28 protein-coding genes and 1 tRNA gene are annotated in these 26934 nt (G+C 48.5%); 16 read left to right on the top strand and 13 right to left on the bottom strand.

The features are described 5' to 3' along the window. The first annotated feature begins 12 nt into the window (after nucleotides 1-12). The 3 genes from H616_RS0107650 to pdxH all read left to right on the top strand — a co-directional run bounded on the left by H616_RS0107650 (nucleotide 13) and on the right by pdxH (nucleotide 1779). Nucleotides 13-702, top strand: a complete 690-nt coding sequence (locus tag H616_RS0107650; RefSeq protein ID WP_035572740.1) for an AzlC family ABC transporter permease — start codon at nucleotides 13-15, stop codon at nucleotides 700-702. Beyond that, nucleotides 699-1037 (top strand): branched-chain amino acid transporter permease, encoded by a 339-nt coding sequence (locus H616_RS0107645; protein WP_027966836.1) that lies wholly within the window; start codon nucleotides 699-701, stop codon nucleotides 1035-1037. The genes H616_RS0107650 and H616_RS0107645 overlap by 4 nt, the downstream gene beginning before the upstream one ends. A gap of 100 nt (nucleotides 1038-1137) precedes the next feature. Continuing rightward, nucleotides 1138-1779 carry a pyridoxamine 5'-phosphate oxidase gene (gene pdxH / locus H616_RS0107640; protein WP_027966835.1) on the top strand — a complete coding sequence of 214 codons (642 nt, stop codon included), beginning with the start codon at nucleotides 1138-1140 and terminating at the stop codon, nucleotides 1777-1779. 65 nt (nucleotides 1780-1844) lie between these two features. On the opposite strand, the gene H616_RS0107635 is transcribed toward pdxH, so the two are convergent. Further along, entirely contained in the window at nucleotides 1845-4589 is a 2745-nt protein-coding gene (locus H616_RS0107635; RefSeq protein ID WP_027966834.1) for a bifunctional acetate--CoA ligase family protein/GNAT family N-acetyltransferase, read from the bottom strand. Nucleotides 4590-4698: 109 nt separating this feature from the next. On the opposite strand from H616_RS0107635, the gene H616_RS0107630 reads away from it, so the two are divergent. From H616_RS0107630 to H616_RS0107610, 5 genes are all read left to right on the top strand, one after another. Next, nucleotides 4699-5637 carry a histone deacetylase family protein gene (locus tag H616_RS0107630; RefSeq protein WP_027966833.1) on the top strand — a complete coding sequence of 313 codons (939 nt, stop codon included), beginning with the start codon at nucleotides 4699-4701 and terminating at the stop codon, nucleotides 5635-5637. Between the two features lie 112 nt (nucleotides 5638-5749). Continuing rightward, nucleotides 5750-6388 (top strand): helix-turn-helix domain-containing protein, encoded by a 639-nt coding sequence (locus H616_RS0107625; RefSeq protein ID WP_027966832.1) that lies wholly within the window; start codon nucleotides 5750-5752, stop codon nucleotides 6386-6388. Nucleotides 6389-6414: 26 nt separating this feature from the next. Continuing rightward, nucleotides 6415-6732, top strand: coding sequence for a DUF1244 domain-containing protein (locus tag H616_RS0107620; protein WP_027966831.1), 318 nt, complete (start codon nucleotides 6415-6417; stop codon nucleotides 6730-6732). Beyond that, nucleotides 6729-7259, top strand: a complete 531-nt coding sequence (moaB, locus tag H616_RS0107615) for a molybdenum cofactor biosynthesis protein B (RefSeq protein ID WP_027966830.1) — start codon at nucleotides 6729-6731, stop codon at nucleotides 7257-7259. Before H616_RS0107620 ends, moaB begins: the two co-directional genes overlap by 4 nt. Further along, nucleotides 7252-8496: a molybdopterin molybdotransferase MoeA gene (locus tag H616_RS0107610; RefSeq protein WP_027966829.1), complete on the top strand. Its 1245-nt coding sequence runs from the start codon at nucleotides 7252-7254 to the stop codon at nucleotides 8494-8496. Before moaB ends, H616_RS0107610 begins: the two co-directional genes overlap by 8 nt. Nucleotides 8497-8572: 76 nt before the next feature. Here the strand turns inward: H616_RS0107610 and H616_RS0107605 are convergent, their stop codons facing one another. The 5 genes from H616_RS0107605 to H616_RS0107585 all read right to left on the bottom strand — a co-directional run bounded on the left by H616_RS0107605 (nucleotide 8573) and on the right by H616_RS0107585 (nucleotide 10805). Beyond that, nucleotides 8573-8926, bottom strand: coding sequence for a TusE/DsrC/DsvC family sulfur relay protein (locus H616_RS0107605; protein ID WP_027966828.1), 354 nt, complete (start codon nucleotides 8924-8926; stop codon nucleotides 8573-8575). Beyond that, nucleotides 8926-9216, bottom strand: coding sequence for a sulfurtransferase complex subunit TusB (gene tusB / locus H616_RS0107600; protein WP_027966827.1), 291 nt, complete (start codon nucleotides 9214-9216; stop codon nucleotides 8926-8928). The genes H616_RS0107605 and tusB overlap by 1 nt, the downstream gene beginning before the upstream one ends. A 28-nt stretch (nucleotides 9217-9244) precedes the next feature. Further along, nucleotides 9245-9634: a sulfurtransferase complex subunit TusC gene (tusC, locus tag H616_RS0107595; RefSeq protein WP_027966826.1), complete on the bottom strand. Its 390-nt coding sequence runs from the start codon at nucleotides 9632-9634 to the stop codon at nucleotides 9245-9247. Nucleotides 9635-9650: 16 nt separating this feature from the next. Beyond that, nucleotides 9651-10043, bottom strand: a complete 393-nt coding sequence (gene tusD / locus H616_RS0107590) for a sulfurtransferase complex subunit TusD (protein WP_027966825.1) — start codon at nucleotides 10041-10043, stop codon at nucleotides 9651-9653. A gap of 87 nt (nucleotides 10044-10130) precedes the next feature. After that, nucleotides 10131-10805, bottom strand: a complete 675-nt coding sequence (locus H616_RS0107585) for a Bax inhibitor-1/YccA family protein (RefSeq protein ID WP_027966824.1) — start codon at nucleotides 10803-10805, stop codon at nucleotides 10131-10133. A 200-nt stretch (nucleotides 10806-11005) separates the two neighbouring features. On the opposite strand from H616_RS0107585, the gene H616_RS0107580 reads away from it, so the two are divergent. From H616_RS0107580 to H616_RS0107565, 4 genes are all read left to right on the top strand, one after another. Further along, nucleotides 11006-11096 (top strand) — tRNA-Ser (locus H616_RS0107580). 213 nt (nucleotides 11097-11309) lie between these two features. Continuing rightward, on the top strand, nucleotides 11310-12485 hold the full coding sequence (locus tag H616_RS0107575) for a DNA cytosine methyltransferase (RefSeq protein WP_035572739.1): 1176 nt from the start codon (nucleotides 11310-11312) through the stop codon (nucleotides 12483-12485). Beyond that, nucleotides 12479-13384, top strand: a complete 906-nt coding sequence (locus tag H616_RS0107570) for a NotI family restriction endonuclease (protein WP_240470547.1) — start codon at nucleotides 12479-12481, stop codon at nucleotides 13382-13384. Before H616_RS0107575 ends, H616_RS0107570 begins: the two co-directional genes overlap by 7 nt. 456 nt (nucleotides 13385-13840) lie before the next feature. Continuing rightward, the gene (locus tag H616_RS0107565) at nucleotides 13841-14443 is read left to right on the top strand and encodes a helix-turn-helix domain-containing protein (protein ID WP_027966821.1); all 603 of its coding nucleotides are present in this window, start codon (nucleotides 13841-13843) and stop codon (nucleotides 14441-14443) included. A 48-nt stretch (nucleotides 14444-14491) separates the two neighbouring features. On the opposite strand, the gene mobV is transcribed toward H616_RS0107565, so the two are convergent. Then, nucleotides 14492-15487 (bottom strand): MobV family relaxase, encoded by a 996-nt coding sequence (mobV, locus tag H616_RS15210; protein WP_051234076.1) that lies wholly within the window; start codon nucleotides 15485-15487, stop codon nucleotides 14492-14494. Nucleotides 15488-15635: 148 nt separating this feature from the next. Continuing rightward, nucleotides 15636-17195, bottom strand: coding sequence for a tyrosine-type recombinase/integrase (locus tag H616_RS0107555; protein WP_156906432.1), 1560 nt, complete (start codon nucleotides 17193-17195; stop codon nucleotides 15636-15638). Nucleotides 17196-17481: 286 nt separating this feature from the next. On the opposite strand from H616_RS0107555, the gene H616_RS0107550 reads away from it, so the two are divergent. Then, nucleotides 17482-17736 carry a GlsB/YeaQ/YmgE family stress response membrane protein gene (locus H616_RS0107550; RefSeq protein ID WP_027966819.1) on the top strand — a complete coding sequence of 85 codons (255 nt, stop codon included), beginning with the start codon at nucleotides 17482-17484 and terminating at the stop codon, nucleotides 17734-17736. A gap of 90 nt (nucleotides 17737-17826) precedes the next feature. On the opposite strand, the gene H616_RS0107545 is transcribed toward H616_RS0107550, so the two are convergent. Continuing rightward, on the bottom strand, nucleotides 17827-19533 hold the full coding sequence (locus tag H616_RS0107545; RefSeq protein WP_027966818.1) for a potassium/proton antiporter: 1707 nt from the start codon (nucleotides 19531-19533) through the stop codon (nucleotides 17827-17829). A gap of 165 nt (nucleotides 19534-19698) precedes the next feature. Between H616_RS0107545 and H616_RS14460 the strand changes: the two genes are divergently transcribed. Continuing rightward, nucleotides 19699-21042 (top strand): ABC transporter substrate-binding protein, encoded by a 1344-nt coding sequence (locus tag H616_RS14460; RefSeq protein WP_051234074.1) that lies wholly within the window; start codon nucleotides 19699-19701, stop codon nucleotides 21040-21042. Between the two features lie 7 nt (nucleotides 21043-21049). On the opposite strand, the gene H616_RS0107535 is transcribed toward H616_RS14460, so the two are convergent. The 3 genes from H616_RS0107535 to H616_RS0107525 all read right to left on the bottom strand — a co-directional run bounded on the left by H616_RS0107535 (nucleotide 21050) and on the right by H616_RS0107525 (nucleotide 24652). After that, entirely contained in the window at nucleotides 21050-21826 is a 777-nt protein-coding gene (locus H616_RS0107535; RefSeq protein WP_027966817.1) for an alpha/beta fold hydrolase, read from the bottom strand. A gap of 31 nt (nucleotides 21827-21857) precedes the next feature. Continuing rightward, nucleotides 21858-22523 (bottom strand): 7-cyano-7-deazaguanine/7-aminomethyl-7-deazaguanine transporter, encoded by a 666-nt coding sequence (locus H616_RS0107530; RefSeq protein WP_027966816.1) that lies wholly within the window; start codon nucleotides 22521-22523, stop codon nucleotides 21858-21860. 218 nt (nucleotides 22524-22741) lie between these two features. Beyond that, on the bottom strand, nucleotides 22742-24652 hold the full coding sequence (locus tag H616_RS0107525; RefSeq protein WP_027966815.1) for a propionyl-CoA synthetase: 1911 nt from the start codon (nucleotides 24650-24652) through the stop codon (nucleotides 22742-22744). A 412-nt stretch (nucleotides 24653-25064) separates the two neighbouring features. Here H616_RS0107525 and H616_RS14455 point away from each other — a divergent pair, with 412 nt between their 5' ends. Next, on the top strand, nucleotides 25065-25418 hold the full coding sequence (locus H616_RS14455; RefSeq protein WP_051234072.1) for an ArsR/SmtB family transcription factor: 354 nt from the start codon (nucleotides 25065-25067) through the stop codon (nucleotides 25416-25418). Nucleotides 25419-25425: 7 nt separating this feature from the next. Here H616_RS14455 and sohB read toward each other — a convergent pair whose 3' ends face one another. After that, on the bottom strand, nucleotides 25426-26478 hold the full coding sequence (gene sohB, locus H616_RS0107515) for a protease SohB (RefSeq protein WP_027966814.1): 1053 nt from the start codon (nucleotides 26476-26478) through the stop codon (nucleotides 25426-25428). 142 nt (nucleotides 26479-26620) lie between these two features. Between sohB and H616_RS0107510 the strand changes: the two genes are divergently transcribed. Beyond that, nucleotides 26621-26932 (top strand): SCP2 sterol-binding domain-containing protein, encoded by a 312-nt coding sequence (locus H616_RS0107510; protein WP_027966813.1) that lies wholly within the window; start codon nucleotides 26621-26623, stop codon nucleotides 26930-26932. Nucleotides 26933-26934: the final 2 nt, after the last annotated feature.

Genomic DNA, 26934 nt, shown 5'->3' with positions numbered 1-26934 from the left:
AGGAGACTTCACATGTATGACACACACCGCTGGCGAGCCCCGTTTCAGGCCTCGTTGCCAGTGATGTTTGGCTATCTCCCCCTAGGGGCAGCCTTTGGTATTCTCGCCGTCGAAATTGGCACGCCGGTATGGGCTGCGGTACTTATGTCGCTGGTAATCTATGCCGGTGCCGGCCAGTTCCTAGCTGTTGCGTTGTTAGGCGCAGGCGCTGGCTTGGTGGACGTCACTGTGGCTACGTTGATGCTTAATTCGCGCCACCTTTTTTATGGCCTCTCACTACTCAAACGCTTCAAAGGGTCTGGGTGGCGTAAGCCATACCTAATTTTTGCACTGACCGATGAAACCTATTCACTGCTGACCAGCCAAGCAAACCAGAATCACGATCAGGCGTTCCGGATCAGCCTGCTCAACCATCTCTGGTGGATGCTTGGTAGCCTGATCGGCGCTGCTGCCAGCGCCAATATTGAGTTTGATAGCCGAGGCATCGAGTTCGCCCTGACCGCTTTATTTATTGTCTTAACCTTAGAGCAAGCCAGCCGCTTGCGGCGCTGGTTGCCGTTTGGTCTTGCCATTGCGTGCGCCATGGCAGCACTCATATTGCTACCTGATCGCCACATGCTGCTAGGCGCCATTGGCTCAGCCAGCCTGTTGCTATTAGTACACTACCGCATGATGCGTGATAACCAAGGAGCGCAGGCATGAATATTGCTGACTTACTCATTTTTATTGCCGTGTGTGCTGTGACAACTTTCGCGACTCGGGTCATCCCTTTTGTGGCACTGGCGAAGCATGCGGATCATCCGCTTATCCTTCACTTGGGGCGCTATTTACCCCCTGCGGTCATGATGATTTTGGTGATTTACGCGTTACGTGAGTTCCGCCCAATGCTGGACAGTCAGCTGAACGTTAGCAGTACTGGCTGGCCGATGATTATTGCATCGATCATTGTTGCCACGCTTCACTTATGGCGACGCAATGCGTTGCTATCAATCATTGGCGGCACGGGTATGTATATGGCCATGGTGCAACTAGGTTAGGCGGTGACATAGATCAACAAAAAGTCGGATCTTGGCCCGTAAAGTGTTGAGCTTATCGCTACGAATCGCCACCATGGGGCATGAATCTGAGGAGAATCCCATGACACGCAATATCGCTGACATCCGTCGCGACTACGAAGGTGGAAAGCTCGACGAGTCCAATATGCCTAGTGAACCGATGCCGCTATTCGATGAGTGGCTGACACTAGCGCTTGAGAGCGAGGGGTTAGATGGCAATGCCATGACGCTTTCAACAGTCGACAGGCAAGGCCTCCCCCATGCACGTGTAGTGTTGCTCAAAGGCAATGATGAGCAAGGGTTGTATTTTTACAGCAACTACCACAGTCACAAAGGTAGCGAGCTGGCAAATGTTCCTCAAGCGGCGTTGACATTTTGGTGGCCATCACTCGACCGGCAAGTACGTATTGAAGGTCACGTTAGTAAAATCAGCAAAAAAGAATCTGACGCCTATTTTGAAAGCCGCCCTTGGGATAGCAAACTAGGCGCCTGGGTCGCAACACAAAGCGTGGTCATTCCTGACCGCGAGTGGCTGGAAGAGCGCGAGCAACGTTACCGCCAAGTCTACTCCGAACAGGAAATACATCGCCCTATTCACTGGGGAGGTTATCGGGTTGAACCGAGTATGATCGAGTTCTGGCAAGGCCAGCCGAGTCGTTTGCATGACCGTATTCGCTACGAGAAGCGCGACGATGAATGGCACCACTTTCGCTTGGCGCCCTAAGCCTCTGGTAACAGCAACGTTATGCAGTACTGAGAAGCGCTTGGCCATAGCCAGCGCTTCTTCTTTTACGCTGGCTTTTCTAAGCGGTGTCGTTGCCAATCGTTTTCTGGCTCGTTGAGCCTAAGCACCGCATCCACTACCTGCTCTTCGATATTGTAATGCTGAGTAAACCCTAGGTGCTTCATCAGCCCACGCATCGGATGATTATCGACCATGATCTTACCGACAATCTCTAATGTACCCACGCTCTTACAATAGCGAATCATTTTCTTCATCAGCAGGCTGCCGATACCTAGGCCCTGCAAACTATCGCGAATAATAACGGAAAACTCAGTGCGAATATTGTCTGGATCATTCCAGACCCGCACTACGCCCAACATTTCTTTATTGCCATTACTATCCAGACGCTCAGCAATGAACGCCATTTGGCGGTCGTAATTAATTTGTGAAAGTAACGAAAGATCGCGCTGGCTAAGGTCCGCTTTGTTGTGAAAATAGCGAAAACGGATACTCTCTTCAGAAAGCTGCGCATGGAAACGTGAAATCAACGGCGCATCTTCCGCACGAATGGGCCGCACTTCCACATCCCAGCCATTTTTAAGCACCACCCACTCACGCAACTCTTCAGGATAAGGCATGATAGCAAAGCGTGCCGGTGAACCTAGGTCCATGGCGAAGTCTACGGCTAGCATACCATCACGGTTAAGCAGCAGCGGATTAATCTCTAGGCCACGCAGTTCAGGCAAGTCACTGGACATTTGTGAAAGCTTCACCAACATTTGATGTATTCGGCCAAGGTCACGCTCGGGGTCACTGGAATGCTCACGAATCAGTTTGGCCGCATGAGTACGCGACACCATATCTTCAGCGAGTGTCAGGTTTAATGGAGGAAGCGCCACCTGTCGGTCAGCAAGCACATTTGCTTTGTAACCACCAATGCCAAATACGATGACTGGACCAAACACGGCATCGCGGGTAATTCCCGCACAGAGCTGCATCGAGTGCTTGCCGCGCTGCATTTTTTGTAAGCAATATTCACGAATTTCAACCTCAGGAAATTTCTCAGCCATGCGAGCTTCCAGACGTTGATGTGCCTCCGCTACAGCACTGGGCGTACTCAGGTCCTGCAATAAACCAGCCGATAATTTATGTGGGTGTTTGCGGTAATGAAAAGGCCGACAGTTATTTTCATGCACCACTTTAATCGCTAGCTCTCCAGGCATCGTCTGCGCTGCATACTTAGCTTCTTCTGCTGTTTTTACATATTGGCTTTCTGCCGCTGGAATTCCGTAAGCCTCAAGCACGTTGGCAACTTCAGAGTGCCAAAGCGTCTCACGTTTTTGCTGCCGTGCTTCAGCGATCAACTCGTGGCACTGCTGGCGAATTTCCGCTGTCGTACTAAACGGCAGACTAGGGGGCGTCTCCTGAAGTAACGCTTGCACCCGATGGTAATTCACCATGTGCATGAACGCCTTGATGGCCTTTTCGGGCGACATATAAGTGGGGATGCCGGCCAGGTTGCTTTCGTGACGAGCTGCTAGCGCCTCATCGAAGCCCATCCAGCTGGTTAATAAATTACGCCGTAAACGTTTACGGGCTGCAATAATCGCCTGCGCGGTTGCTTTCGATGGTGCTAGGCGAGTCGGCGCATGCACGACTAATACAGCATCTACATTAGGGTCTGCGGCAACCCACTCCAGCGCCTCAACAAAGCGCTCGGGAGTCGCTTGCCCGCCGAGATCCACTGGATTTTCACCCGGTTTGCTAATATCGACGTCATCACGCAGCAAGGCATGACGCGTTTCTGGGGTAAAGCTCGCTAACTTACCGCCCGCCCCAATCAGCTTGTCGATAGCCAGTAACGCTGGCCCTAGTCCGTTAGAAACAACTGCCAGGCGATCACCGCGCATGGGTTTAACGCGCGACAAGGTTTCTAACGCATCAAACATTTCATCTGAATCGTCGACTCGCACAACACCTGCGCGTGCTAAAGCCGCTGCATAAACTCTGTCACGACAAGGAATACCAAGCGTCGGTGCAATACCGCTGATATCTGCCTCAGAGGTGCGGCCGCTTTTTATGGCAACAACTAAACGGTTGCGGGAGGCATCGCGTAGTGAGGTCATGAAATGTTGCGAGTCATGGATATTTTCCAAATGCAACAAAATGGCCTGAGTGGGTGAGTACTGATTGATATAGTCGATCAAGTCGGGCAAGCGCACATCAACACTATCTCCAAGTGTCAGAAGGTGAGAGAACCCGATGCCTCGACCCGCCGCCCAATCAATCATGGCATTACCCAGCATGCCGGACTGCCCCAGATAAGCCACTTTGCCTTTACGCACCGTCTGACTCACATAGGTCGCATTGAGCTTACTGCTGGGCACAATTAGCCCCATACACTCAGGGCCGAGCACACGAATACCTGATAGCAACGCGGCGGCTAGCATTCGCTCGCGGATTGAGCCCTTTTTTCCGCGCTTATCATTTAGCAGGGCTCCGCCAGACAGCACCAGTGCTGCCTTAACGCCAAGTGCGCCCAGTGCCTCGATATCGTCAGGAATCGTCGCAATCGGCGAGCAGAGCACCGCAAGGTCTGGTGCTTCCTGAAGCCTTGATATTCGAGCCACGCATGGCTCACCAAACACATTGGCATACCCTTTGGGGTTAACGGCTGTGACGGGGCCTGTGAAACCGCTATCACGCAGATTTCTCAAGACTAAGCCACCCATGGAGTTAGGCCGTTCAGAGGCACCAACCACCGCGATACTACGGGGCTTAAAAAAGTGATCCAGAAAGCGAGTGCTCATTACTATCCTCCACGAATGTCCAAGCCTGACTGATGCATTCGACTTAAGAACACTATTCTACAGGCCATTACGACGCCTAAGGTGGGTTATATCGACGCGGAGCGCCAGCATGATCACTTCATACATTACACACCCCAGTAGTCAACACCATGACATGGGCCCCGACCACCCTGAAAGCCCCATGAGGCTCGATGCCATTCGGGCCCGCCTCATGCGTTCTGGGCTTTTACAACAAGCGATGCAATCTGATGCCGTCGAGGTAACAGATGAGCAGCTAGCTAGAGTGCACCCCGTCCGCCATCTAAACTCACTGACCAAGTGTGTACCAGAATATGGCACCGTGGCTTTAGATAGCGAAACTATTATGACACCAGGCAGCCTGATTGCTGCTCGCTTTGCCGCTGGCGCCGCCTGCCGAGGCGTGGATCAAGTGTATCGTAACCAGGCCGATAACGTTTTTTGTGCCGTACGTCCCCCAGGGCATCATGCAGAGGCTGCCGAAGCCACAGGATTCTGTTTCTACAATAACATTGCGGTCGCTACAGCTTATGCTCGGTCCCATTATGGCGCTCAGCGCGTGGCCATCCTGGATTTCGATGTGCACCAATGCAACGGCACTATCGATATCTTTAAAGACGACCCCAATGTGTTGATATGCAGCAGTTATCAGTACCCTTTTTACCCATGGCGCTACCTACGCACGGAATCACATAACGTGATCAATACGCCACTGTCTGCAGGTACAGACGGGCCAGCCTTCCGTCAGGCCATTGAAAATGACTGGCTACCCGAGCTGCACGCCTTTAAACCTGACTTAGTAATGGTGTCAGCGGGTTTTGATGCCCATAGAGAAGACCACATGGGCGAAATATGCTTAGAAAATGAAGACTTTTACTGGGTCACTCAACGAGCTCTTGAAATTGCGTCGTTGTATGCCGATGGCCGTCTAGTGTCAGTTCTTGAAGGCGGTTACAATCTGGATGTTCTGGGGCACAGTGTGGAAGCACACTTACTTGCCTTGCTGGGCTTGCCGTTCGAACAAGCTTAAGGACCGCAGGTTGCCATATCAGCCTGCCTCCTTCAAGGAGCGGTGATACTGACAGAAATCAGTCATTTTTATGCTAATCTTGGCTGATTGTTTTTGCCTAGTGATCGCCGCCATGAGTTCCAGTAACGACCAAGATGCCGCCCTGCAGATTGCCTCAGGGCGTAAAGCGTTTGTTGAGCCGCTTCAGTTAGGCACGCGTCTGCGCGAAATCCGTCTAGCAAATCAGTGGACCTTGGCCGATGTTAGCGAGCGAACCGGCTTGGCGCGTTCTACGCTGTCAAAGATAGAGAATGATCAAATATCCCCCACCTTCACCGCCGTGCAAAAGTTAATTAACGGCTTAAATATTGATCTGCCTCAACTGTTTACGCCCCCTAGGCAGCACTCCAACACCCTGGGACGTCGTGACCTAACGCGTCATGGACAAGGCCAGCCTCACCCGACCCCGACCTACGAGCACGAGTTGATCAGCTGTGAACTCACGCAGAAACGCATGATTCCATTTAAGACGGTCGTTCGCGCACGCAGTATGACAGACTTTAGTGAGTGGGTGCGCCACGACGGAGAGGAGTTTCTGATGGTATTAGAGGGTGAGATCCAACTGTTCACTGAGCTCTATGAACCGCTGGCGATGAGTCAAGGCGACAGCATCTACTTTGACAGCAGCATGGGGCATGCACTGGTATCGGTCGGCCCACAAGATGCGGTTGTACTGTCAGTCTGTACTCGAGAAAATGGCACCAGACTTTAACATCTCTTATTGGCGAGGAATGATGAATGCTGCCCTTTGATGATACGACACGCACCGAGCTTGACGCAGCAGCCTTTCGTCAGCTGCTAAAACACCTTGATGACCACAAAAAGGTTCAGAATATCGATCTGATGATTCTGGCTGATTTCTGCCGCAACTGTCTTTCAAAGTGGCTGGTTGCCGCTGCCGAAGAGAAAGGCCTCGCGTTAGACTACGAGACAGCCCGCGAATACGTCTATGGAATGCCCTACAACGACTGGAAAGCGCTTTACCAAGCCCCAGCAACGCCTGAACAGCTGGATGCACTTGACGCCATTCAGCGGAATAAAAAGGCCGACACATGAGCGACCATATGGATGATTTAACCCCGTTGTCCGTCGCCGTTCTGACAATTTCTGATACTCGCACAACCAGCAATGACACCAGCGGCGACTATTTAGTCACCCAGTTACAACGCGCCGGGCACCGACTGGCTGACCGCCAGATAACCCGTGATGATATTTACGCCATTCGCGCCCAAGTATCCGCCTGGATTGCCGACAGCGGTATTCAGGTTATTGTCACGACCGGAGGCACTGGTTTCACAGGACGAGACTCAACTCCCGAAGCGATCTCCGTACTGCTCGATAAGCGTATTGAAGGCTTTGGCGAACTATTTCGCCAGCTATCTTACAATGACGTCGGCAGCTCCACCGTACAGAGTCGCTGCCTTGGTGGGTTGGCCAATGCCACAGTAATTTTCTGCCTGCCCGGCTCCACCGGCGCTTGTCGTACCGCTTGGGAAAACATTCTGCTTGAGCAGCTCGATAGCCGGCATACGCCTTGCAACTTTGCCAACCTTGTCATTCCAGGCAGAGGGCAGCATGGCTGAATCAACCGCGACTAACGATAAGCTGCACAGTGTTGAGTGCGCACTCAAGGCGTTACGTGAGGACATCGGCTTACTAAAAACAGAGTGGTTGGCACTGGAAGCAGCAGCAGGACGCATTCTTGCCACTGACGTACTTGCCACCCTCGATGTACCTCCCTTTGATGCCAGTGCCATGGATGGCTACGCACTGGATCATCGTCACGCCGAGTCGTGGCTACCTATTTCACAGCGTATTGCGGCGGGTGATACCGCTCTGCCACTCACTCCTAGCAGTTGTGCTCGGCTTTTTACCGGTAGCCCCGTCCCCGATGGGGCAGACTGCGTTGTTATGCAAGAGCGCGTCGAACTCAGCGAAGGTGTCTCAGAGCCACAGGCACTCATGCCCGCCGCTCTGACACCAGGCGATAATATTCGCCTGCGTGGCCAAGATATAACCGCCGGTCACTTACTATTGTCTGCCGGCACACAGTTAAATGCCGCAGCCCTTGGCATGTTGGCCGCCCAAGGAATTACCCAGGTTGAGGTGCGCTGTCGCCCCAGGGTGGCATTGCTGTCTACCGGTGACGAACTGGTTGACCCTGGAACGCCCCTTAAACCGGGACAAATCTATAACTCTAATCGCCCAATGCTCAGCGAGATATTGACCCGTTTTGGCGCTGACATTGTACTCACCGGCAGCCTGCCAGACTGTGCAGATACCACTCGCGAGCAGCTCAAAAAAGCCGCTGAGCTGGCCGATGTTATCGTGACAACAGGCGGTGTTAGTGTTGGAGAAGAAGATCACGTAAGAGCCGTGCTTGAATCGCTGGGCAGGCTGGACTTGTGGCGACTGGCCTTACGCCCTGGCAAGCCACTGGCACTTGGCCGTATGAGCCGAGGCGATCACAGTATCTGCCGTGTCTTAGGGCTGCCGGGTAATCCCGTATCAAGTTTTGTCGGTGCCTGGTTATTTCTAAGGCCGCTGCTCGGTGCACTGCTTGGCGCCCCTCAGATGGCATCGCTCCCCGAATGGCCCGCAATCAGCAATTTTTCCACACGCACGGGGCCACGCCGCCATTACATGCGCGTACGCCTACACGCGGGTAAAGAGGGTCTGTGCGCTGACGCCTTTGCTAACCAAGACTCCGGTGTATTGTCATCATGCTTTGCTGCGGATGCGCTAGCAGTGATTCCTGAAAATACCCGTATTGAACCAGGAGATCATATTATTTGCCTCCCCCTATCAAACGACTTCTAAGCACCCGTTAGGACTCAACGCCTTACCTCGCCCAAACATGTCTATCATCATAGCGGGTGCCCAAAGGGGCGAAAGCTCACAAGCAATTAGCTGGCTTGGGCAGCCCTGCCAAACGTGCTGCCCGCTTAGCGGGGCTACCAGGAAATAACGTCATCAGGTAAATAGAGCGCCCTTTGTCTGCCCCAAGCTGCTGACCAACAAACTTCACTAATGGACGCATCGGGGGAGCTGACTCAAAACGTTGGTAAAAATTACGGAGCACTTCAATCACTTCCCAGTGCTCATCGGTAAGCAACAACCCTTCATCCACTGCCAATGCTTGAGCAACTGCATGGCTCCAGTCACTCAAATCGACCAAATACCCCTCAGGATCGAGTGCTACCTGCTGCCCATTAACGGTCAAATACCGTGCCACACTTTTTGAAGCCATCAGTACCAGCTCACAGATTGTGTTGACTGCTCAGTCAGCTCAACAAAGCCTTCAATACCTACCACCTGAACCGAAGGGTCTAGTCGCCCTCCCAGCCCTCGGGCCGCAATATCTTCGCGCAGTGCAAACACGCGCCCCGCCACCTCAGACAAACAGCTAATCATTTCAGGCATGCCGCCAAGCACAGCATCCTCTGTCAATAGGAGTAGGTCGTCAGGCCCCATGGCATCGAGCGCCTGACGGTAAACGCCACAGTTTGCCAAAGAACGATTTAGAATATGCAGTTTCATGTCAGCGTCACTCCACGGATTAACGCACTCAAAATGTTAGCACCAGAGGAGCGGCAGCAATCACAGTCGCCAGTGCTTTTGCTGGTAACGGTAAGACAGGCAATATCAAATCATCTTCTGAAAGCCCCATGCTTGTCATGGCTGCTGCCTCAACCCTCACATCGGTAATATCATACATCTGCAACATTTCCAGCGTAGCCGCAGTGGCCTTTTGTCCTAAGGCGTCAACGTCTTGACCGCGACATAAAGCCATCACGCCTTCACCCATAAAAACCAATGAGACGTTACGCCCAAAAGCGGCTGCCACAAGTGCCGCATCTAGGCCTTCGCGTAGCAAGCTGCCTCCTTGCGGGCCATGGCGGAGAATGACCAGCACCTGAGTGTCTGCTGCCTGATTAAGATCAAATGACTCATTCATCGAAACAGCACCCATATCAAGGACCAAAGGTTACAAGACGATCACAGGTCAACCCAGCATCAATAAGTTGCCCAAGGCCCGTTAGCTCAAAAGGCGCAGCCACGCTAACACCTTGCTTACCATGACGGGCGGCTTCCTTTTCATCCAGCAGTCCTCGCCGCAACGCAGCCGCGATACAAACCTGCAGAGCGACCCCGTGCTCAGCATGAAGCTGTTGCCAAGCATCACCAAGGTGAAGCTCATCTTGCGGGGGGGTCATCAGACGTGCTGCATTGTGAACACCATCGTGATAAAAAAATACGGTTTCCAGCTTATGCCCACGGCTTACCAGCGCTTTAGCAAAGCGCAGTGCTGAATGACTTGACTGAGTGCTGTAAGGCGCACCGAGTAACAAAATGGCATAGCGCATGGCGCTATCACTCCCTGTTTTACTTCCTGCAATGCACTGGCCCCGCCAAAGCGGGGCCAGTAACAAAAAATGTTAATACCTTGGCTGTTAGTCTGAGCTAGCGAAACCTAGCAGCGATAGTAGGCCGAGGAACAAGTTATAGATAGAAACGAACAGCGTGATAGTGGCCAAAATATAGTTTGTCTGGCCAGCACGATGCACAATCTCACTCGTCTGATAAAGAATCGCAGCGGACGAGAACAGTACAAAGCCTGCGGAAATCATTAAGTGCAGTGCTGGAATCTGGAAGAAGAGCCCTGCCAGCATAGCAAGTGCCAACACAATGAAACCGGCAAACATGAAGTTAGCCAAGAAGCCGAAATCTTTGCGGGTGATCAGAGCAACGGCAGACAGTCCCAGAAAGGTGACACCTGTCATGGCCATAGCGGTCATGATCAATTCAGAACCATTAGGTAGCTTCAAGTAAGTATTAAGAATTGGCCCCAGCGTGTAGCCCAAAAAGCCAGTGAACGCAAAAATAGACACCAGCCCCATTGCCGAGTTGGCTGTCTTATGGACCAAAAACATCAAGCCATAAATCCCTACCAGCATAATGATGAAATTGGGTTGCGCAAAATTCATGACCATTGAAAGGCCGGCCATCATTGCAGAAAACACCAGAGTCATCGCTAACAGCCCGTAGGTATTACGTAACACCTTGGTTGTCAGCTCTGAGGACACCTGCGTCTGTTGAGTACTAAGACGTGTATCATTAAAAGCCATGGGTCACTCACTCCTGAAATAAGTCGATCAAATCGATTGCCGTACAGAATGCCCGCTGTTGCTCGATGAATCAAGCCAGTAACCACGTCCTACGCGTTTGCCAGGCTAAACTGCAGCTTTCTACGTTAGCGTCAGCCTAAAATTTATTGATAATTCCTTGACGGGTCAAGAAATTCTGGTAGTATGCAACGCCGTAAGCCGGAGGGATGGCAGAGCGGTTGAATGCACCGGTCTTGAAAACCGGCGTAGGTTAATAGCCTACCCAGGGTTCGAATCCCTGTCCCTCCGCCAGATCTGAAAAAGCCCGTAAAGTCAATGACTTGCGGGCTTTTTCTTTGCTCGATTTGTCCCAATCTTTTGTCCCAAAAGAACTGAAAAATAGAGCAGTCCTCGCGAGTCTGGTACTATAATTCCCAGGCAAGGGCTATCAAGGGGCCTTCTGTGATAGCTTTTTTTAACTTGATTTTTTAAACATAACTAATAAACCCGGTGGTAGCTCTTGGGATGAAGACTGTAGATTTATTCTGTGGTGCTGGTGGCCTTTCTTGTGGTTTGGGGATGGCCGGCTTTGAAACCATATTGGCCAATGAGTTGAAGGCGAGCCATGCTGAAACATTCCAACACAATCACCCCGGCACGAATGTAGTGGTTGGCGATATTCGCAGTCTCTGTGAAGTAGACCTTAAGAAAAAACTAAAATTAGAAGAAAATGAACTCGACCTCGTAGCCGGTGGGCCACCCTGCCAAGGTTTTTCGGTAAATGCTCCTATACGAGACCTGGATGACGAAAGAAATCATTTATTCAAAGATTTTTTACGAATAGCCTTCGAGCTAATGCCAAAAGCCATTCTAATTGAAAATGTTCCAGGCATCGTTTCACTTGGCAAAGGGACTGTTATTGAGCAGATATACTTAGAACTAGAAAAACGTGGGTATAAAGTGGATCACCGGATTCTCTATGCTGGACATTATGGGGTACCACAACTGCGATTTAGAACAATAATTCTTGCAGTTAAAAATAGAGATAAAGATATATACTTTCCAAAACCGGAATATAACTCAACTGCGAGGGCTAATTTCGCAGGTGCAAAAGAACTATGCTTAAATATTCTCCCTTTGTTTTCCTCGGAGCTAAAAGAGCAAACGACTGTTTGGGATGCGCTTTCTGATTTGCCAGAAATAGAAAGCGGTTCAGTCAACGAACCCATGGATTATGAAAAATCTCCGCAGGGAGAATATCAGAAATACTTGAGGGTGAAATCGAAAAAAGTAATAAATCATAGCTGTAACGGTCTTGGCCCAGTTAACTTAGAGAGGTTAAAACATATTCCTCAAGGTGGGAGCTGGCGAGACATTCCTCATGAAATGTTGCCTAAAGGCTTAAAAAGAGCTCGCCGGAGTGACCATACAAAAAGGTACGGTAGACTTTCACCTAACTCTCTTTGCTCAACAATTCTTACAAAATGTGACCCACATTGGGGAAGTTTTTTTCATCCTACACAAGACCGTGTTCTTTCCGTTCGAGAAGCTGGGCGTATCCAGTCATTTCCTGACCATTATCGTTTCATCGGAAGCTTGCAACAACAATATGAGCAGGTGGGAAATGCTGTTCCTCCACTGATGGCTAAGGCTATTGGAAAAGAAATTAAAAAGATGATTGAGGAGAACTTGCAGTGGTGAACCGGCCAAGCAGGGATCTAGTCGAGATTTTTGGTTATGCTCCTGATGACCTAAGTACAGAAGCCAGAGCGCTTTGGAACCTGGAAGCCTGTCCATTTACACAGTCTGCATGCACTAAAGCGAACCATGATAAAAGTATTGTTTACGGAACTTGTAGCGTAACCAGCCCATATGGTGATTGTGTAATTTGTCCGAATAGGTTATATGAAAAAAACTACTCATCTCTTAAAAGCGTTGCAATTGATGCCTTTGGTTATGATTTTGAGTTCATGACATTCAACGAATATATACCCAAAAGAAGCAACGGAAAACAGTACATTGTTGCCTTGGGAATGTCCTCAGGTAAAGAGGTTAAACTGGGCAGACAGCTCTCAATGGACTGGGTGCTTGCAAAGGTAAAAAATGGCCAACTAGAAAGCTATGTTGGTGTTGAAGTTCAAAGCATTGATATTACTGGGAATTATAGAGACTCTTGGCATACTTATAAAAACCTCCCACACTCACAAAAAGTGGAGATTCCCCGTTCTGAACATGGTCTTAATTGGGCCAATGTGCATAAACGCCTTATCCCTCAGCTTATTCGAAAAGGTATTGTTTACTCTCAATCGAAGCTTGTCCCATCAGGTCTTTATTTTATTGTTCCAGATATAGTATATAAAAAGTTTGAAGATATCATAGGCGATGATATACCATTAGTAGACTATAAGTCTCCAGATGTTATGACTGTTCATACTTATTCTTTGTCTGAGCCTGTTCCGCATGGGAAACAAAGAGAGTTAATTTTAAATAGAAATCTTCGTTTCAGACTTAGCGAGTTTTCTGACCGATTTATTGCTGGGGCAAGTTTACCGTCAGGGGAAGAGTTAGATGAGGCGGTTCGAAAAGTTCTTGGCATGTGACTCCGGGGTTATCACCCTGCCCCTTAGATTATCCAAGTTTATTTTTCTTGCCTTTATTATTTTTTTCACATATCAATAAAATCTCTCAGAACGAGAATATATACCAAAAAAAGAATAGATACCTCCTTTCATCCATAGCAAAGGGGCGAAGCCCCGCTGTGAGTGAGCGAAGCGAGCGAGAGACCGCCCTGGCGGTCGGTAGAGTTGTAAAACAATGAAATGCCCGCCATTGGCGGGCTAATGTTTGTTTTCAATAAAAAAAATAGTTATAGAAGACTATATAAATAGGTCATTTCAAAAAAAAGTCATTCTTAGAGCACTTATGCGTTAAATATAGCTTTTTGGAGTTGTAAGTCTTGCAATGTATCTTGCAAGACTTACAACTTTATTTTTCTGTGTTAAAATAAAAGCAACTCACTCACAGAGTTTTTATTTAAACTACAAAGGAGATAACGCATGAGTAATACTAACACAGTTCATGAAAATGACAATACAGTTGAAAGTGAGAATAAGCTAGGCGGTTTTTATAGGGGGTTTTTCCTATACGGACAAAACAAAGGGGGTTATAGCATGGGGTTACAAAATTATGAAACAAAAATAAGGAAAAAAATAATTTATTTAAAAAGTGAAAAGAAAAACGTTTCAAATGATGAAAAAAAGATCATGGAAAGAGAAATACTTTTTTTAAAAACAAAGTTAATAAATAACACTGACAATGCTATTTACAACTATTTGGTTGATAGAGTTAGCAAGCATAATGTGGTAAATATGAATAGAGTTAAAAAGACTCAGAAAGCAATAGCTGAAGAGTTAGGCCTAGAGGCAACATCCGTTTCTAAATCATTTAAAAAACTTAAAGAATTAAGTGTTATACACTTTATAAGATCGGGCAATGCTTTTGAGAAGATATTTATATCTCCACGTGTATTGTGGAAAAAGGATGTCCATATACATAGAAAGATGATATTTGAATTGGATGAAGGCTTTGGTATTTTCAGCAGATACCCCTTTGATGTAGACTCAGATTATTTTAACCCATCTGATAAAAAGACGAGTTAAAAATTGTTATAAAAATAAAAAAGTGCGGGGCGACTGAGCCCCCACCTTTCAAATTGAAAGACTTTTATCCTGCCTCCTTCTAGTTTTCTTATTCAGTAATCTATTTTTTTCTTTCAATCTTTCATTAGCATTGTTTATCTCTGACATCTCTTTCTTTTTTTTCTCTCTATACTCATAGTATTCAGTAGTTATTTTCTGGTTTTTATCTAATAGATTATTGTACATTTCAGACAATTTTCTGACCTTTACTTCTGTATTTCTTCTCTTTTTCTCTGCTTGCTCAACTGCTTTTGAGTTAGAGTTTCCTTCTAGCCTTAAATACTCATGCTTCCAGTACCTTGCTTGTATCAAAATACTTTTTATACGTTTTCGTAATTTTTTTGTGTATCTTTCTCTTCCGACGAACCTAGGCGGTTCCTCTATTTTCGGCATTTTTATTTTTTCGTTTTTAGCTTTATTTACTGAATTATAATAAGCTTTGATGTCTTGATGCTTAGCGATGCTTTTTTCTGAACCTCTTTCTAATCCGAGATCTTCCATGGCCTTCGCATAATCGCTTTGAAGCTGTCGATGCCTGGCTCTTGTGCCACCTATCAAATCCTTAGCCGAAAGCCTGCCATCAGCCGTTACTGGGACTACATGGGCATGTATATGAGGTGTCTGCTCATCAAGATGAAGCACAGCACTTACAAGATTATCTTCTCCATACTTAAGTTTTAGCCAGTCAATGTTAGCCTCCTGCCACTCTTCAAATTGTTCTTTGGTAGCCTTCTCGAACCACTCGGGTGATGCTGTAAGTATGAACTCTATGGCTCGTACACTGTCTTTTCTAACCTTTGCTTTTTCATTCAGTCCCTGCTCAATTCTTGAATTAACAAGCTGATGTAATAAGTTTGATTCTATACTTACTAATATTTTATTTTCTTTTTTTCGTTTCGAGTCTGCATTAGGGGTTTCTCTCAACCTGAAAACATGAGAACCGCTTCCCGCTACATCTTGAACCGTTTTTAATTTTTTTGTTCTTAATATCGCATAAACAGCCATTCCTTGGCCCTCCTTTATTATTTCCCTTTTTCCTCGGGGTTTCTTTTCGCTTTAGCGAAAACTTACCGCACGAAGTGCGACCTTGGCTTGCCAAGGTGGAGTAAGTCCACCATTACATGGTGTCATATACATTATAACACACTAATATTTAGATGGCTGGAAGTGTGTTTATAGCATCGAGCTTTTGTTTTGCACTCGCACCATCGCTATATATATCGAACGTCACTGTGCCGGTTTCATGACCAACTATTGATGCAATCACGAGAGGCTTAACATCGTTGTGCTGTAATGACGTGATAACTGTCTTGCGAATGCTATGATATACATGGCGAGCATCATAGCCCATCTCTTTCTTGATGCGACCGAATGCTTTACTAACTGAATCGGAACGTCTTCCGTATTTATTCCCGCCCGGTGTATGTATTAAATAGTTATCGGAATCGGCATTTTTCACCAGCTGATCAACAAGCGGTTTCAAATTTGGATGAATCGGAATTTTTCTAATGCTCGCATCTGTCTTACCTTCATCTATATATAGGCTTAAAACCCCATTTTCAGACACGATATGATTTTTTGTGAGCCTACATACCTCTTCTATACGACAGCCCGTTAAACCCGCTATTTTGATAGCATAAGCCACCTGGTGCTTTCGCTTCAATATAGCGAAATCATACAGCTTTTTCAATTCTTCGGCTTTGAAGGCTAGTCGCTTCTCTTCTTTTTTCTTGCCTTTCTTTTTGTCATTTGGCAACTCATGCCCGAGGAAAGGATTGTCTCTTGTGTCGTATCGGTTTTTATAGTCTTTATCATACTTTGAAGCCCACTTGTGAAAACTTGAACCGGCATGAATATGGTTTTTCTTTGTTTTTGTGCTCACATCCAGACTGTCTAAAAATTGATGGTAGCTGTCAAATGATAAATCAATATCATTAACTTCAAGATATTTTTTTAACACCTTAAGTTTGGAAATGAAAGAATCAACTGTTTTTTGTGCCAAACCTTTTATTTCAACTTGATGCTTAGCGAATAAGTCAAGCCTTTTGTTCGTAAAAGGCGATTTTAAGGAATAATCTCTTGGGTTTTTAAAAACGTAACCTATTTCTTTGTACTGATTTTTATTATACCCATACTTCTTAGATATATATTTTGTTTTTATAGCTGAAAACTCTTTAACCGCTTTCAAAAAATCTACAACAAGCTCTATATCTTGCTTCTCTTTGTCAAAGCGATAGAACCTATCACCAAACTCATAAAACCTTTTCTTCCATTCTTTGTTTTTTTCTGGATCATTTTTAAATATATCTGAAATATCTTTATCGAAAAGTTTGATAAAATGAAGAGCCATTTCTTTAGTAAAAAGTTTTTCACCTTTGATGTGATCCAGCATCATAGACTCGAAAATTCCATCAATCGTTTCGCTAGCCTGCTTTTGTTTATTAAGCTCTTCCTCAAACTCAGTAGCACTTACTCCATTTCTGGCTTTTTCAATTTTAGTTTTCCATTCAGATAAAAAAGGTAGCTTCCTAACATTTGCCTCTCCTTTGCTCCCCGTCTTCAGAGATTTTGTTAGCTGGCTACGGTTGCCAAAAACATGACGAACATCGGCAGGTAGCACTAGTCGAACATGCCAAGTAGACCCTTTTAGGATGAGGTTTTTTGCCATTTTATTTTTGCCATTTTGTACCAATGATTTGTTCCAAAATAGCATGAAATGGCCGTACGTCAACACATTCAACAGCTTGCGTTGATAATCAGATAGTCCCTGTCCCTCCGCCACCTATTTATTTTGAGTCCGCCTAGTCTATGACTGGCGGGCTTTTTTTAGCTCGCCCTGCTAGCCCGCTCTTGTGTGTGTCCCGACCTCCTTTCTTTTCTCCTTTACGTGACTTTCACGCAAAACCTGCCCTGAAGGCAACGTCGAGCTATTGGTTTTCAGTCAAAAGTATGCGACTTTTCATTCGCGAATTACCTAAACTTTCGATCAGGAGGATCAGATGGGCATACTTGCATGGATTATTCTTGGCTTATTAGCTGGGGCACTAGCAAAATTCATCATGCCGGGCAAAGACGGTGGCGGACTTATCATGACCATGGTACTGGGGATCATTGGCGCCGTCGTCGGGGGGTTCATCAGCACCCGTTTAGGCTTTGGTTCTGTTAATGGCCTGAATTTGGGCAGCATTGGCATTGCTGTGCTTGGCGCACTGATCGTGTTATTTATCTACAAACAGATCAGTAACAAGAGCTAATTAGGCGCCTTTTCCCGCCATGTGGTAGAAACGAGGGCCCTAGCGTTTGTATAGGGGCCCTTCTGCTTCAACGTTTTTTCAATCGAACCTTTAGTACAGACGAAGCCCAACTCGCGTCACTCGATTGCCGTCCATCTCGCTGACAACCCAGTGAATGCCGTGCCAGTCCACATCATCACCTATGACGGGATACCCACCAACACGCAGCGAAATGAATTCTGCCACGGTCATATCTCGCTCACTGGGGCTCAGTGTCAGGCCATACGTGTCGCTGACATCCCCCATCAATACATCACCATCAAACGTAAAGGTGCCAAAAAAAGCACGCTCCTGCTTAAGTATGGCATCGCCATTAAATAGGCGGTTCAACGCGGGAAGATCGTCTGTTCGGCCTATCACACACAATACATCATCCCGCTGCAGCTCCGTATTTCCTTTCGGATGCAACATAACCCCATTGCGAAACAATGAGGCAATCAGCGCGCCGGACGGAAAATACAGTTGGCGAATCAGCGCCTCTTCAAGCTCACTGTTCTGCACTTTATAAACGAACATTTCGTAATCGTTATCAGCCTGAATACCTAGCGGCCCTCGTCGATCCGGTTCCGCCGTTGCTGGAACGATCATTTTCAGCTTCTTAGCCACCCAGGAAAGCGACCCACCCTGAATCAGCAGCGACAAGAACACGACCGAGAAAGCCACATTGAAATACAGCTCAGAGTGCGTAACGCCACCGATCACGGGGAAAATAGCCAGAACGATCGGCACCGCCCCACGTAACCCAACCCAAGAAATAAAGATCACTTCCCGCCAGCGAAAGCGGAAAAATGGCTTGATGGTAAGAATTACCGCTAGCGGACGAGCAAACAGAATGAGTGTTATTGAGACCAGTAGTGCCGGCAGCGCGTAGTCCAGCATCTTGCTCGGTGTCACCAACATGCCCAGTACCAAAAAAAGACCTATCTGACTAAGCCAAGCAAAACCGTCATGCACCGGCAATATGAAATTCAAATGACGACCCGAGCGATTACCAATCATCAGGCCTGCCAAATAGATTGCCAGAAAACCACTACCGCCCAGCACACTGGTAATACCAAAGACACAGAAGCCTAGCGCCAGCACCAACAAAGAATAAAGGCCTGGCGCCAAATCCATCCAGCTGATAATACGAGCAATTAACCAGCCCGCTGAAATACCAATTAGCACCCCCAGCCCGAACTGTCGGATAAAAAACAATAAGGTTTCTAAAGGAGAGCCGATTTCACCGGTCAACAGCTCCACCAGCATGACGGTAAGAAAAATAGCCATCGGGTCGTTAGTGCCCGACTCAATCTCAAGTGTCGCACTTACCCGCTCATTCAGATTAACGCCACTTCCACCAAGCATTGAAAACACTGCTGCAGCATCCGTCGAACCGACAATAGCGCCAACCAAAAGGCCTTCAAACAGCGTAAGGTTAAACAAAAACATTGCCACAGCACCCACTATGGCAGTAGTGATAAGTACGCCAACAGTCGCCAGCACCAAGGCCGGACGAAATCCTACTCGGAACGTTTTAAGCCGGGTACGCAGACCACCATCAAGCAAAATCATTGCCAGTGCCAAGTGGCCAATACCAAATGCCAGATCGTAGTTATCAAACTGGATGCCAAGCAGCCCCTCTTCACCGGCAAGCATGCCAAGCCCCAGAAAGATGAGCAGCAGAGGTACTCCGACAAGGGTCGAAAGCCTACTAGCAAAAATACTCAACGCGATTAGAAAACCGCTGAGAAGAAAGAGGCTGTTGATCGTATCCATGACATCCTGCCAATAAAAAGTCCCGTGATTATCGCACGCTGAGCACAACACGGCGATAATCGACCGATTAAGCTAGCTGCATCGCTGAGACTAGTCAGGAGCTGCTTGCCCCACTAAACTTGCCTAATTGTTAATCAGTGTTTCTTTACTAGCGGAGTTACCGCCATGCTTTCACCATCCCCTGCTTGGTTTATTGTGCTACTGGCCACCGGCTGGCTAAGCACGGGGCTGGTGCATGCGGACGGCACCACAAACAAGCAAGAAATAAATCAACAATTTGAAATTATTGCCTCCCTAGCCGAATCTCTGGCTAAGCCAGCGAGCGCCCAATCGCAATCTTCCGATCAAACCACTCTCACGCGAGACAAACTGCCAAATAAGACCATTGAAAATATTAAAGATTCGCCAGTCGCTCCAGTAATCCACACATTGAATACTCACCATTGGGTTTTAAGCACCGTTCAGCAATGGTTGAAACAACATAGCGATACTTTCAGCCCAGCAGCACCGCTGGCTGAAATAACATCCTCCCAGGCAATACCCTATACCGCCGTGTCGGCCGCACCCAATAGTGTTATTGGCCCTGCAGAGCCATTGGCTGCCCCCCCGACTCAACGACTTACCGTTATGCTTGACTGGTACCCAAGCCCTCGTCATGCCGCCCTGTTCGTCGCGCAACAGCGTGAGCTATTCAAACAGCATGGATTAGACGTCGAATTGCTGACCCCGGCAGATCCTGAGGCACCGGCCAAGCTACTAATTGCGGGTCGAGTCGACTTAGCTCTAACACGTCAGCCGTTATTGCACTTACTGGTTAACGAAGGAAAGCCCGTCATCCGTATTGCCAGCCTGATTCGGCTGCCGTTATCTTTTTTGCTGGTCAACCCATCAGCACTCGATGACCTTAACCAACTCAATGGAGCGCGAGTTGGCTATTTCGATCGTGACAGCAAACAGGTTCTGTTACCCGCATTACTTAACCACCTGGAAATGCGCCCAGAGCAAGTTGAAGACCGCAAGGTTCACTTTCTCGCTGAAAATGATATTCGTGAAGAGCGCATCGATGCCATCATCGGTGCCATGCAGCACCAAACGGTAGCGGTTTTAGCCAGCGAGGGGTTGGCAACACGCGCTTATTCCATGACAGATCTAGGCATTCCGCTGCATGACGGGCTAATCGTTATTGCTAACCGTGACCGCCAAGACGAACAACAAAATGCTATTCGCCATTTTGTGAAAGCGCTTGAAGAAGCAACCGCATGGATCCTTGATCACCCTGAGGAAAGCTGGGAATTACTGACCAGCGCCGAGCCGAAAATAGATAGCCGATACAATCAGCAGGCGTGGCCTGAAGTCCGCGCCCGGTTAAGCCTGAGCCCAGGGGCCCTGTCACAAGGACGCTATGCAGACTTCGAGCAATACCTGTTGGATAGTGGCATCATCAATAAAGCAACCGCGCCAGAGCATCTAGCGATTGACCCCAGCGCACCACACTCACCCCTTCCTTGATGCGCGATTAACGAGCGAGAAAATCATCTATGCTGCGCTGAAAAGCGTCAGGCTGCTCTGCATGTAGCCAGTGACCCGCGCCATCCAACGTAACGAGGCGTGCCTGGGGTAACACGTCATACACCGCGGAAAGGTTCTCATCAGACACATAAGGGCTGCGTCCACCACGCACAACCAGCGCTGGCCCATCAAACGCGCCTTCCCCTGCAGGAAGGCCAATAATATCGCTGTAACCGGCTTCTATTTCTTTTAGGCCTATTCGCAAACACAAGCCACCTTCCTCGCTACGAACCAAATTAGTTGCCAGAAACAAGCGAACAGCACGTTCCGAGACATCCTCAGCCATCAAGGCATCGGCCTCGGAACGCCCGGCAGGGTTCGCCTTCGCGACACGGTTCAGTGCAGCAAAAACATCCTCATGACCATGGTGGTCATAGGCTACCGGTGCAATATCGGCCACTATCAGCGAACGAACACGCTCAGGAAACAAACGCGCCAAACTTATGGCAACTTTACCCCCCATGGAGTGCCCCAGCAGATGCGCACTTTCGATGCCTAGACTGTTCATCACTACCAGTACATCTTCAGCCATGGCGGCATAACTCATACCGGCCACATGCGGTGAAGCACCATGATTTCGCAGGTCCACTGCGATGACTCGGTGGCTGCTTTGCCAGTAGCGCTGATGCGACCGCCAGTTATCACGACTACCAAATAAACCGTGAATAATGATCAGTGGCGAACCGTCACCACCCGTATCGGTATGCGTCAGTACTACACTCATGGCACTTCCTCTCACAAAGTGGAAAAAAGAATCAGCTATGAATTAACAAAGTGCCGCCGTTAATACCCGCCAAGCGGCGACTCAACCAGTTCAGCACAATGCCATACAGCGGCAAAAAGAACACCAAGCTGATGACTAGCTTGCCGGCATAATCTATCCAGGCAATCTGCAACCAGTTGGCTGCCATGAACGGGTCACTGCTAGCGTAAAAAGCCACCGAAAAAAACGCCATGGTATCGGCCAGATTACCTAGAACAGTCGATAACGCTGGTGCTACCCACCAAGCGCGAAGCCGACGCAAACGATCAAAAACCGTAATATCCAGTAGCTGCCCAATACCGTAGGCAACAAAGCTGGCTAGTGCGATACGCCCGACGATGACATTCCAGTGCCCCAACGCGTTAACCCCCGCAAAGCTGCCTTGAGGAAAGATAACCGACACGCCATAAGAGACGATAAGCGCCGGAAACATAACCCTGAATACAATCTGCCTTGCTGCGTCTTTACCAAACACGCGAACAGTCAGGTCTGTTGCCAAGAAGATGAAGGGAAAGCTGAAAGCGCCCCATGTGGTATGTACGCCAAACAGCGTGAAAGGAATCTGGACTAAGTAATTGCTGGCAGCAATAACAGCAATATGAAAACATACCAGCAACACCAAACAGCGGCGCGCCTGTCTATCTGAAACAGCCAACATTATTGCTTCCTTTTTGGTTGCAGAGGGGTGAGGGAACCCTCGGGAGTCAAGTGTCATACGTATGATACAAGCGCGACAGTATACGCATCCCTGCCTACTCAGCCAAATGCCAAGTTCATTCCACCCTGTACGGCTCACCAGTCGCCACAACCCATGAACACAGCCCATGAAAAAGCGCCGTTCAAAATGAACAGCGCTTTTCAGAAACTACGTGAGATTCACGCCATTTTGGCTTGATTAGACAAGCCAATATCACGCTCTTTCATGGCAGTGTGAATATCTTCTATGCTGGCCGGGTCATCAATAGTAGAAGGCACGCCGTACGCTTCACCATCTGCAATAGTGCGCAACAGCTTGCGCAGTATCTTGCCGGAGCGTGTTTTAGGCAAACGGTCCACGATCAGCACCTGGCGAAGACACGCGATAGGGCCAATTTTGGCACGCACGCACTCAATCAGTTCATTTTCCAGCGTAACAGCATCGCCGTCGAAACCATCCTTGAGTATGACCATGCCTACAGGCACCTGACCACGCAGCGCATCTTGAATCCCGATCACCGTTGACTCCGCCACTGCAGGGTGCTCACCCAACACCTCTTCCATTTCACCGGTAGAAAGACGATGCCCCGCGACATTAATGACATCGTCCGTCCGTCCCATGATAAAGAGATAGCCATCCTCGTCCAGATAGCCTCCGTCACCTGTCAAGTAATGGCCAGGATACGCTCGCATATAGGAATTCTGGAAACGCTCTGCATCCTGCCACAGCCCAGCCAGGCAACCTGGAGGCAACGGCTGCGCAATCACGACACTTCCCTGCTCACAGGGTTGAACTGGCTCACCGTTACGATCGAGTATTTTCACCTGATAGCCAGGCACCGGCACTGTTGCCGAACCGGCCTTTGCTGGCATTGCCTCAAGGCCCTGAAGATTGGCCGCAATTGGCCAGCCAGTCTCAGTTTGCCACCAGTGGTCCACAACCGGCACCGGCAGCAAGTCTTCCAGCCAGTGGAAGGTCGGCGGATCGAGGCGCTCACCAGCCAAAAACACCGTCTGCAAGCAAGAAATATCATATTGTTCCAACAGCTTGGCATCTGGGTCCTCTTTTTTTATGGCACGAAATGCGGTCGGTGCCGTAAAAAATCCCTTAACCTGATACTCAGAGATAAGTCGCCAGAAAGCTCCCGCATCTGGGGTTCGCACCGGTTTGCCTTCGTAAACTATCGTGGTGCAGCCCCTAATTAGCGGCCCATAAGTAATAAAAGAATGACCGACCACCCAGCCCACATCAGAAGCGGAGAAGAACACCTCCCCCGGCTGCATGGCATAAATATTTTCCATGGAATAGTGAAGCGCTACCGCATACCCCCCAGTGTCACGCACTACACCTTTAGGCTTACCGGTGGTGCCAGAGGTATATAATATGTAGAGCGGGTCAGTTGCGGCCACAGGCACGCAATCAGCAGGCACAGCATCACCCATTAACGTAGCCCAGTCATGGTCGTTGTCTCCCAGCTCAGCGATGCATTGCTCGCGCTGAAAAACGACCGTTGCCGTAGGCTTATGGGTACTCAGATTGATCGCTTCATCTACGAATGGCTTGTAGGGCAGGACGCGATCTACTTCCACGCCACAGGAGGCTGCCACCACAACAACAGGTTCAGCATCATCAATACGCATCGCCAGCTCGTTCGGCGCAAAGCCACCAAATACAACCGAGTGAACAGCGCCTAGACGCGCGCAAGCGTACATTGCCACCAGCGCTTCGGGCACCATGGGCATATAGATCACCACCCGATCGCCTTTCTCTACACCTAGCCCGCGCAATACCCCAGCGAAACGTGATACCTGATCTTTAACCTCCGAATAGCTCAACGCACGCTTACTGTTCGTTACCGGCGAATCCCAATAAATAGCCGGCTGATCGCCACGACCATTTTCAACATGATGGTCAATAGCGACATGGCAAAGATTCAGCTCACCATCGACATACCAGCGCGCATGTCCTTGGTCATCGTACTCAAGTATCGTCTGTGGCGTTTTCAGCCAGGGAATACGCTTAGCCTGCTCACCCCAAAATGCCTCGGGATGCTCCGTAGAACGTTGAAACTCACTTAGATAAGTACTCATGACAATCCGCCAGGTAAGTTAAACATATGTAGAGACGCCAGATTGTTGACACTCTAGAACAATGCTGCACATACGTCGTCATACTTAAGGCAAAGATAAGACAAATGAACTAGAGTAAAAATTCTTTGTCGCACGTAAGGAGGCGTGCTGAACTGACGCTGTCAAGCCCGCTGTTTCAGGAGTTTCCTATCAGCAACCCAGCGCTCTAGAAAATAAAGTTTGTTGACAATTTGTCACACCTACGCAAGCAGCTAGGGCCGAAATTTCATTAAACGATATATAAACGGAAAGATGTTTCACATTGCAGTAATATTTGCGGGCAGAGCGCAAAAACAAGGCCACGCCTTATTTCTTTTTGTTATAATTAGCCAGTAAAAATCAATCGCTTTACCGTGGCGGAGTCACATCAAAAATGAACCACCCCCAGACAACACCATCAGAAACACTTGGCACTGAGTCGCTAAGTAAAGCCACTACCCTTTTGAAGGCAATGGCTAACTATAACCGCCTGCGAGTGCTTGAACTGCTGTGTACCGAAGAGCTGTCAGTCACCGAGATCAATCAGCGGATCACTATCAGTCAATCCGCCCTTTCTCAGCACCTCGCCATTTTGCGACGTGATAATCTAGTCAACACACGCCGCGAATCCCAGACGATCTACTATTCGCTGAAGGGTGATTTAGCGCGGGTCATCATCGGCACACTGGCAAACCTAGACCTTGAGCCTCTTGACCTGGACGACAGGCACAGTTCCCAAGATAGCTAATAACAGGCTAACGCTTATGCCAACCGCTGGCATCCAGGCTTTCTATGACGCGTTGGGCTCCCCGTTCCACACCTAACGATACTGCCATCCCAAGCCGTGATGCCAGCGTTGAGCGCTCTACCAGTCGAACCGCTGTCACTCGAGAATTGTTAAGCTTATCGATTAAGTATTGTTCGCTGGTTCCCAGCTCGTCAATCAACCCTAGCGACAACGCATCCGAACCATGCCAGCTTTCGCCACTAGCCACTTGCTCTATATCTAGCGCAGGCCGACGCTCGGCCACATAACGTTTGAAGAGCTGATGTACGACCTCCAGATCTTCTTGGAACTTCTCCCTTCCTGCCTCATCGTTTTCACCCATCAATGTCAGCGTACGCTTATAGCGTCCGGCAGTATGAAGCTCTACGTCAATATCGTGGCGCTTGAGCAACCGGTGGATATTTGGCACTTGGGCAATCACGCCAATAGAGCCCAGAACGGCAAAAGGCGCTGCGATCAATTTATCGGCCCCACATGCCATCAGATAGCCGCCACTGGCTGCAACACGGTCAACGCAAACGGTAGTCGATATTCCCGCTTGTTTCAGGCGATCAAGCTCAGCGGCGGCATGCCCATAGGCATGCACCAGCCCACCGGGAGACTCAAGTCTCAACACAACTTCATCATTAGAGCTAGCAACACCAAGCAGTGCGCTAATTTCTTCGCCCAACCGCCCGGCACTACTCGCTTTCATATCACCGTTGAAATCTAGCACCCAGACGCGTGCTTCCGCCTCGTCTTCAGCCTGATTCATATTTTGTGAGTTATTGTGATTTCTTCGCTTTTTCAACCAGGACGTGAGCTTGCGCCAACCCTCGGATTTTTCCTGATTTTCTACGCTTTTTTCCAATTGCTTTTGTCGCCGATCATACTGAGCATTGAGATCGTCTAACTGCAATTTCCCTGGCGCGCCCCCATCATCACGGCGCCGTAATAAATGACTTGCCAAAACCCCGACGACGACAGCAACCAATACCAACTGGACAAAAAACATCGCCAGCTCTTGCAATGCCTCACTCATCACTCTCTCCTCAAGACCTGCTGATACAACACTCGGCACGTCGAATGCTTGAATTAAACAGTTGTTTGAAATAGGCTGAATTTCTACCAGCTTCTTGCTGATTATCCGTCATACACCACCATCGACAAAGCGAACCAACATAATGTCTGACAACACTCTTGATAGCCTGAAAGCGCGTTTCAACCCTGATGCAGCTCAAGGCATGGATGAAGTTTTCCAGTTCCATTTCACCGACAAGGGCGATCATCACTTGATCATCAAAGACGGCAGCCTAGACGTCGCTGAAGGCGAACACGATGACCCGTCAGTGAGCTTAACGATGTCCACTGACGTGCTAAAGGGCTTGATGACAGGCGAGGTCAACGGTATGACCGCTTTTATGACCGGCAAAATCAAGGCAACTGGTAACGTTATGCTAGCGACACAATTGACCTCACTGTTCCCCAGCCCCTGATA

The organism is Halomonas halocynthiae DSM 14573 (assembly GCF_000425725.1).
Taxonomy (GTDB): Bacteria; Pseudomonadota; Gammaproteobacteria; order Pseudomonadales; family Halomonadaceae; genus Halomonas; species Halomonas halocynthiae.
Note: the sequence above shows the minus strand (reverse complement) of the source record. Positions and strands in the feature narration are given on the sequence as shown.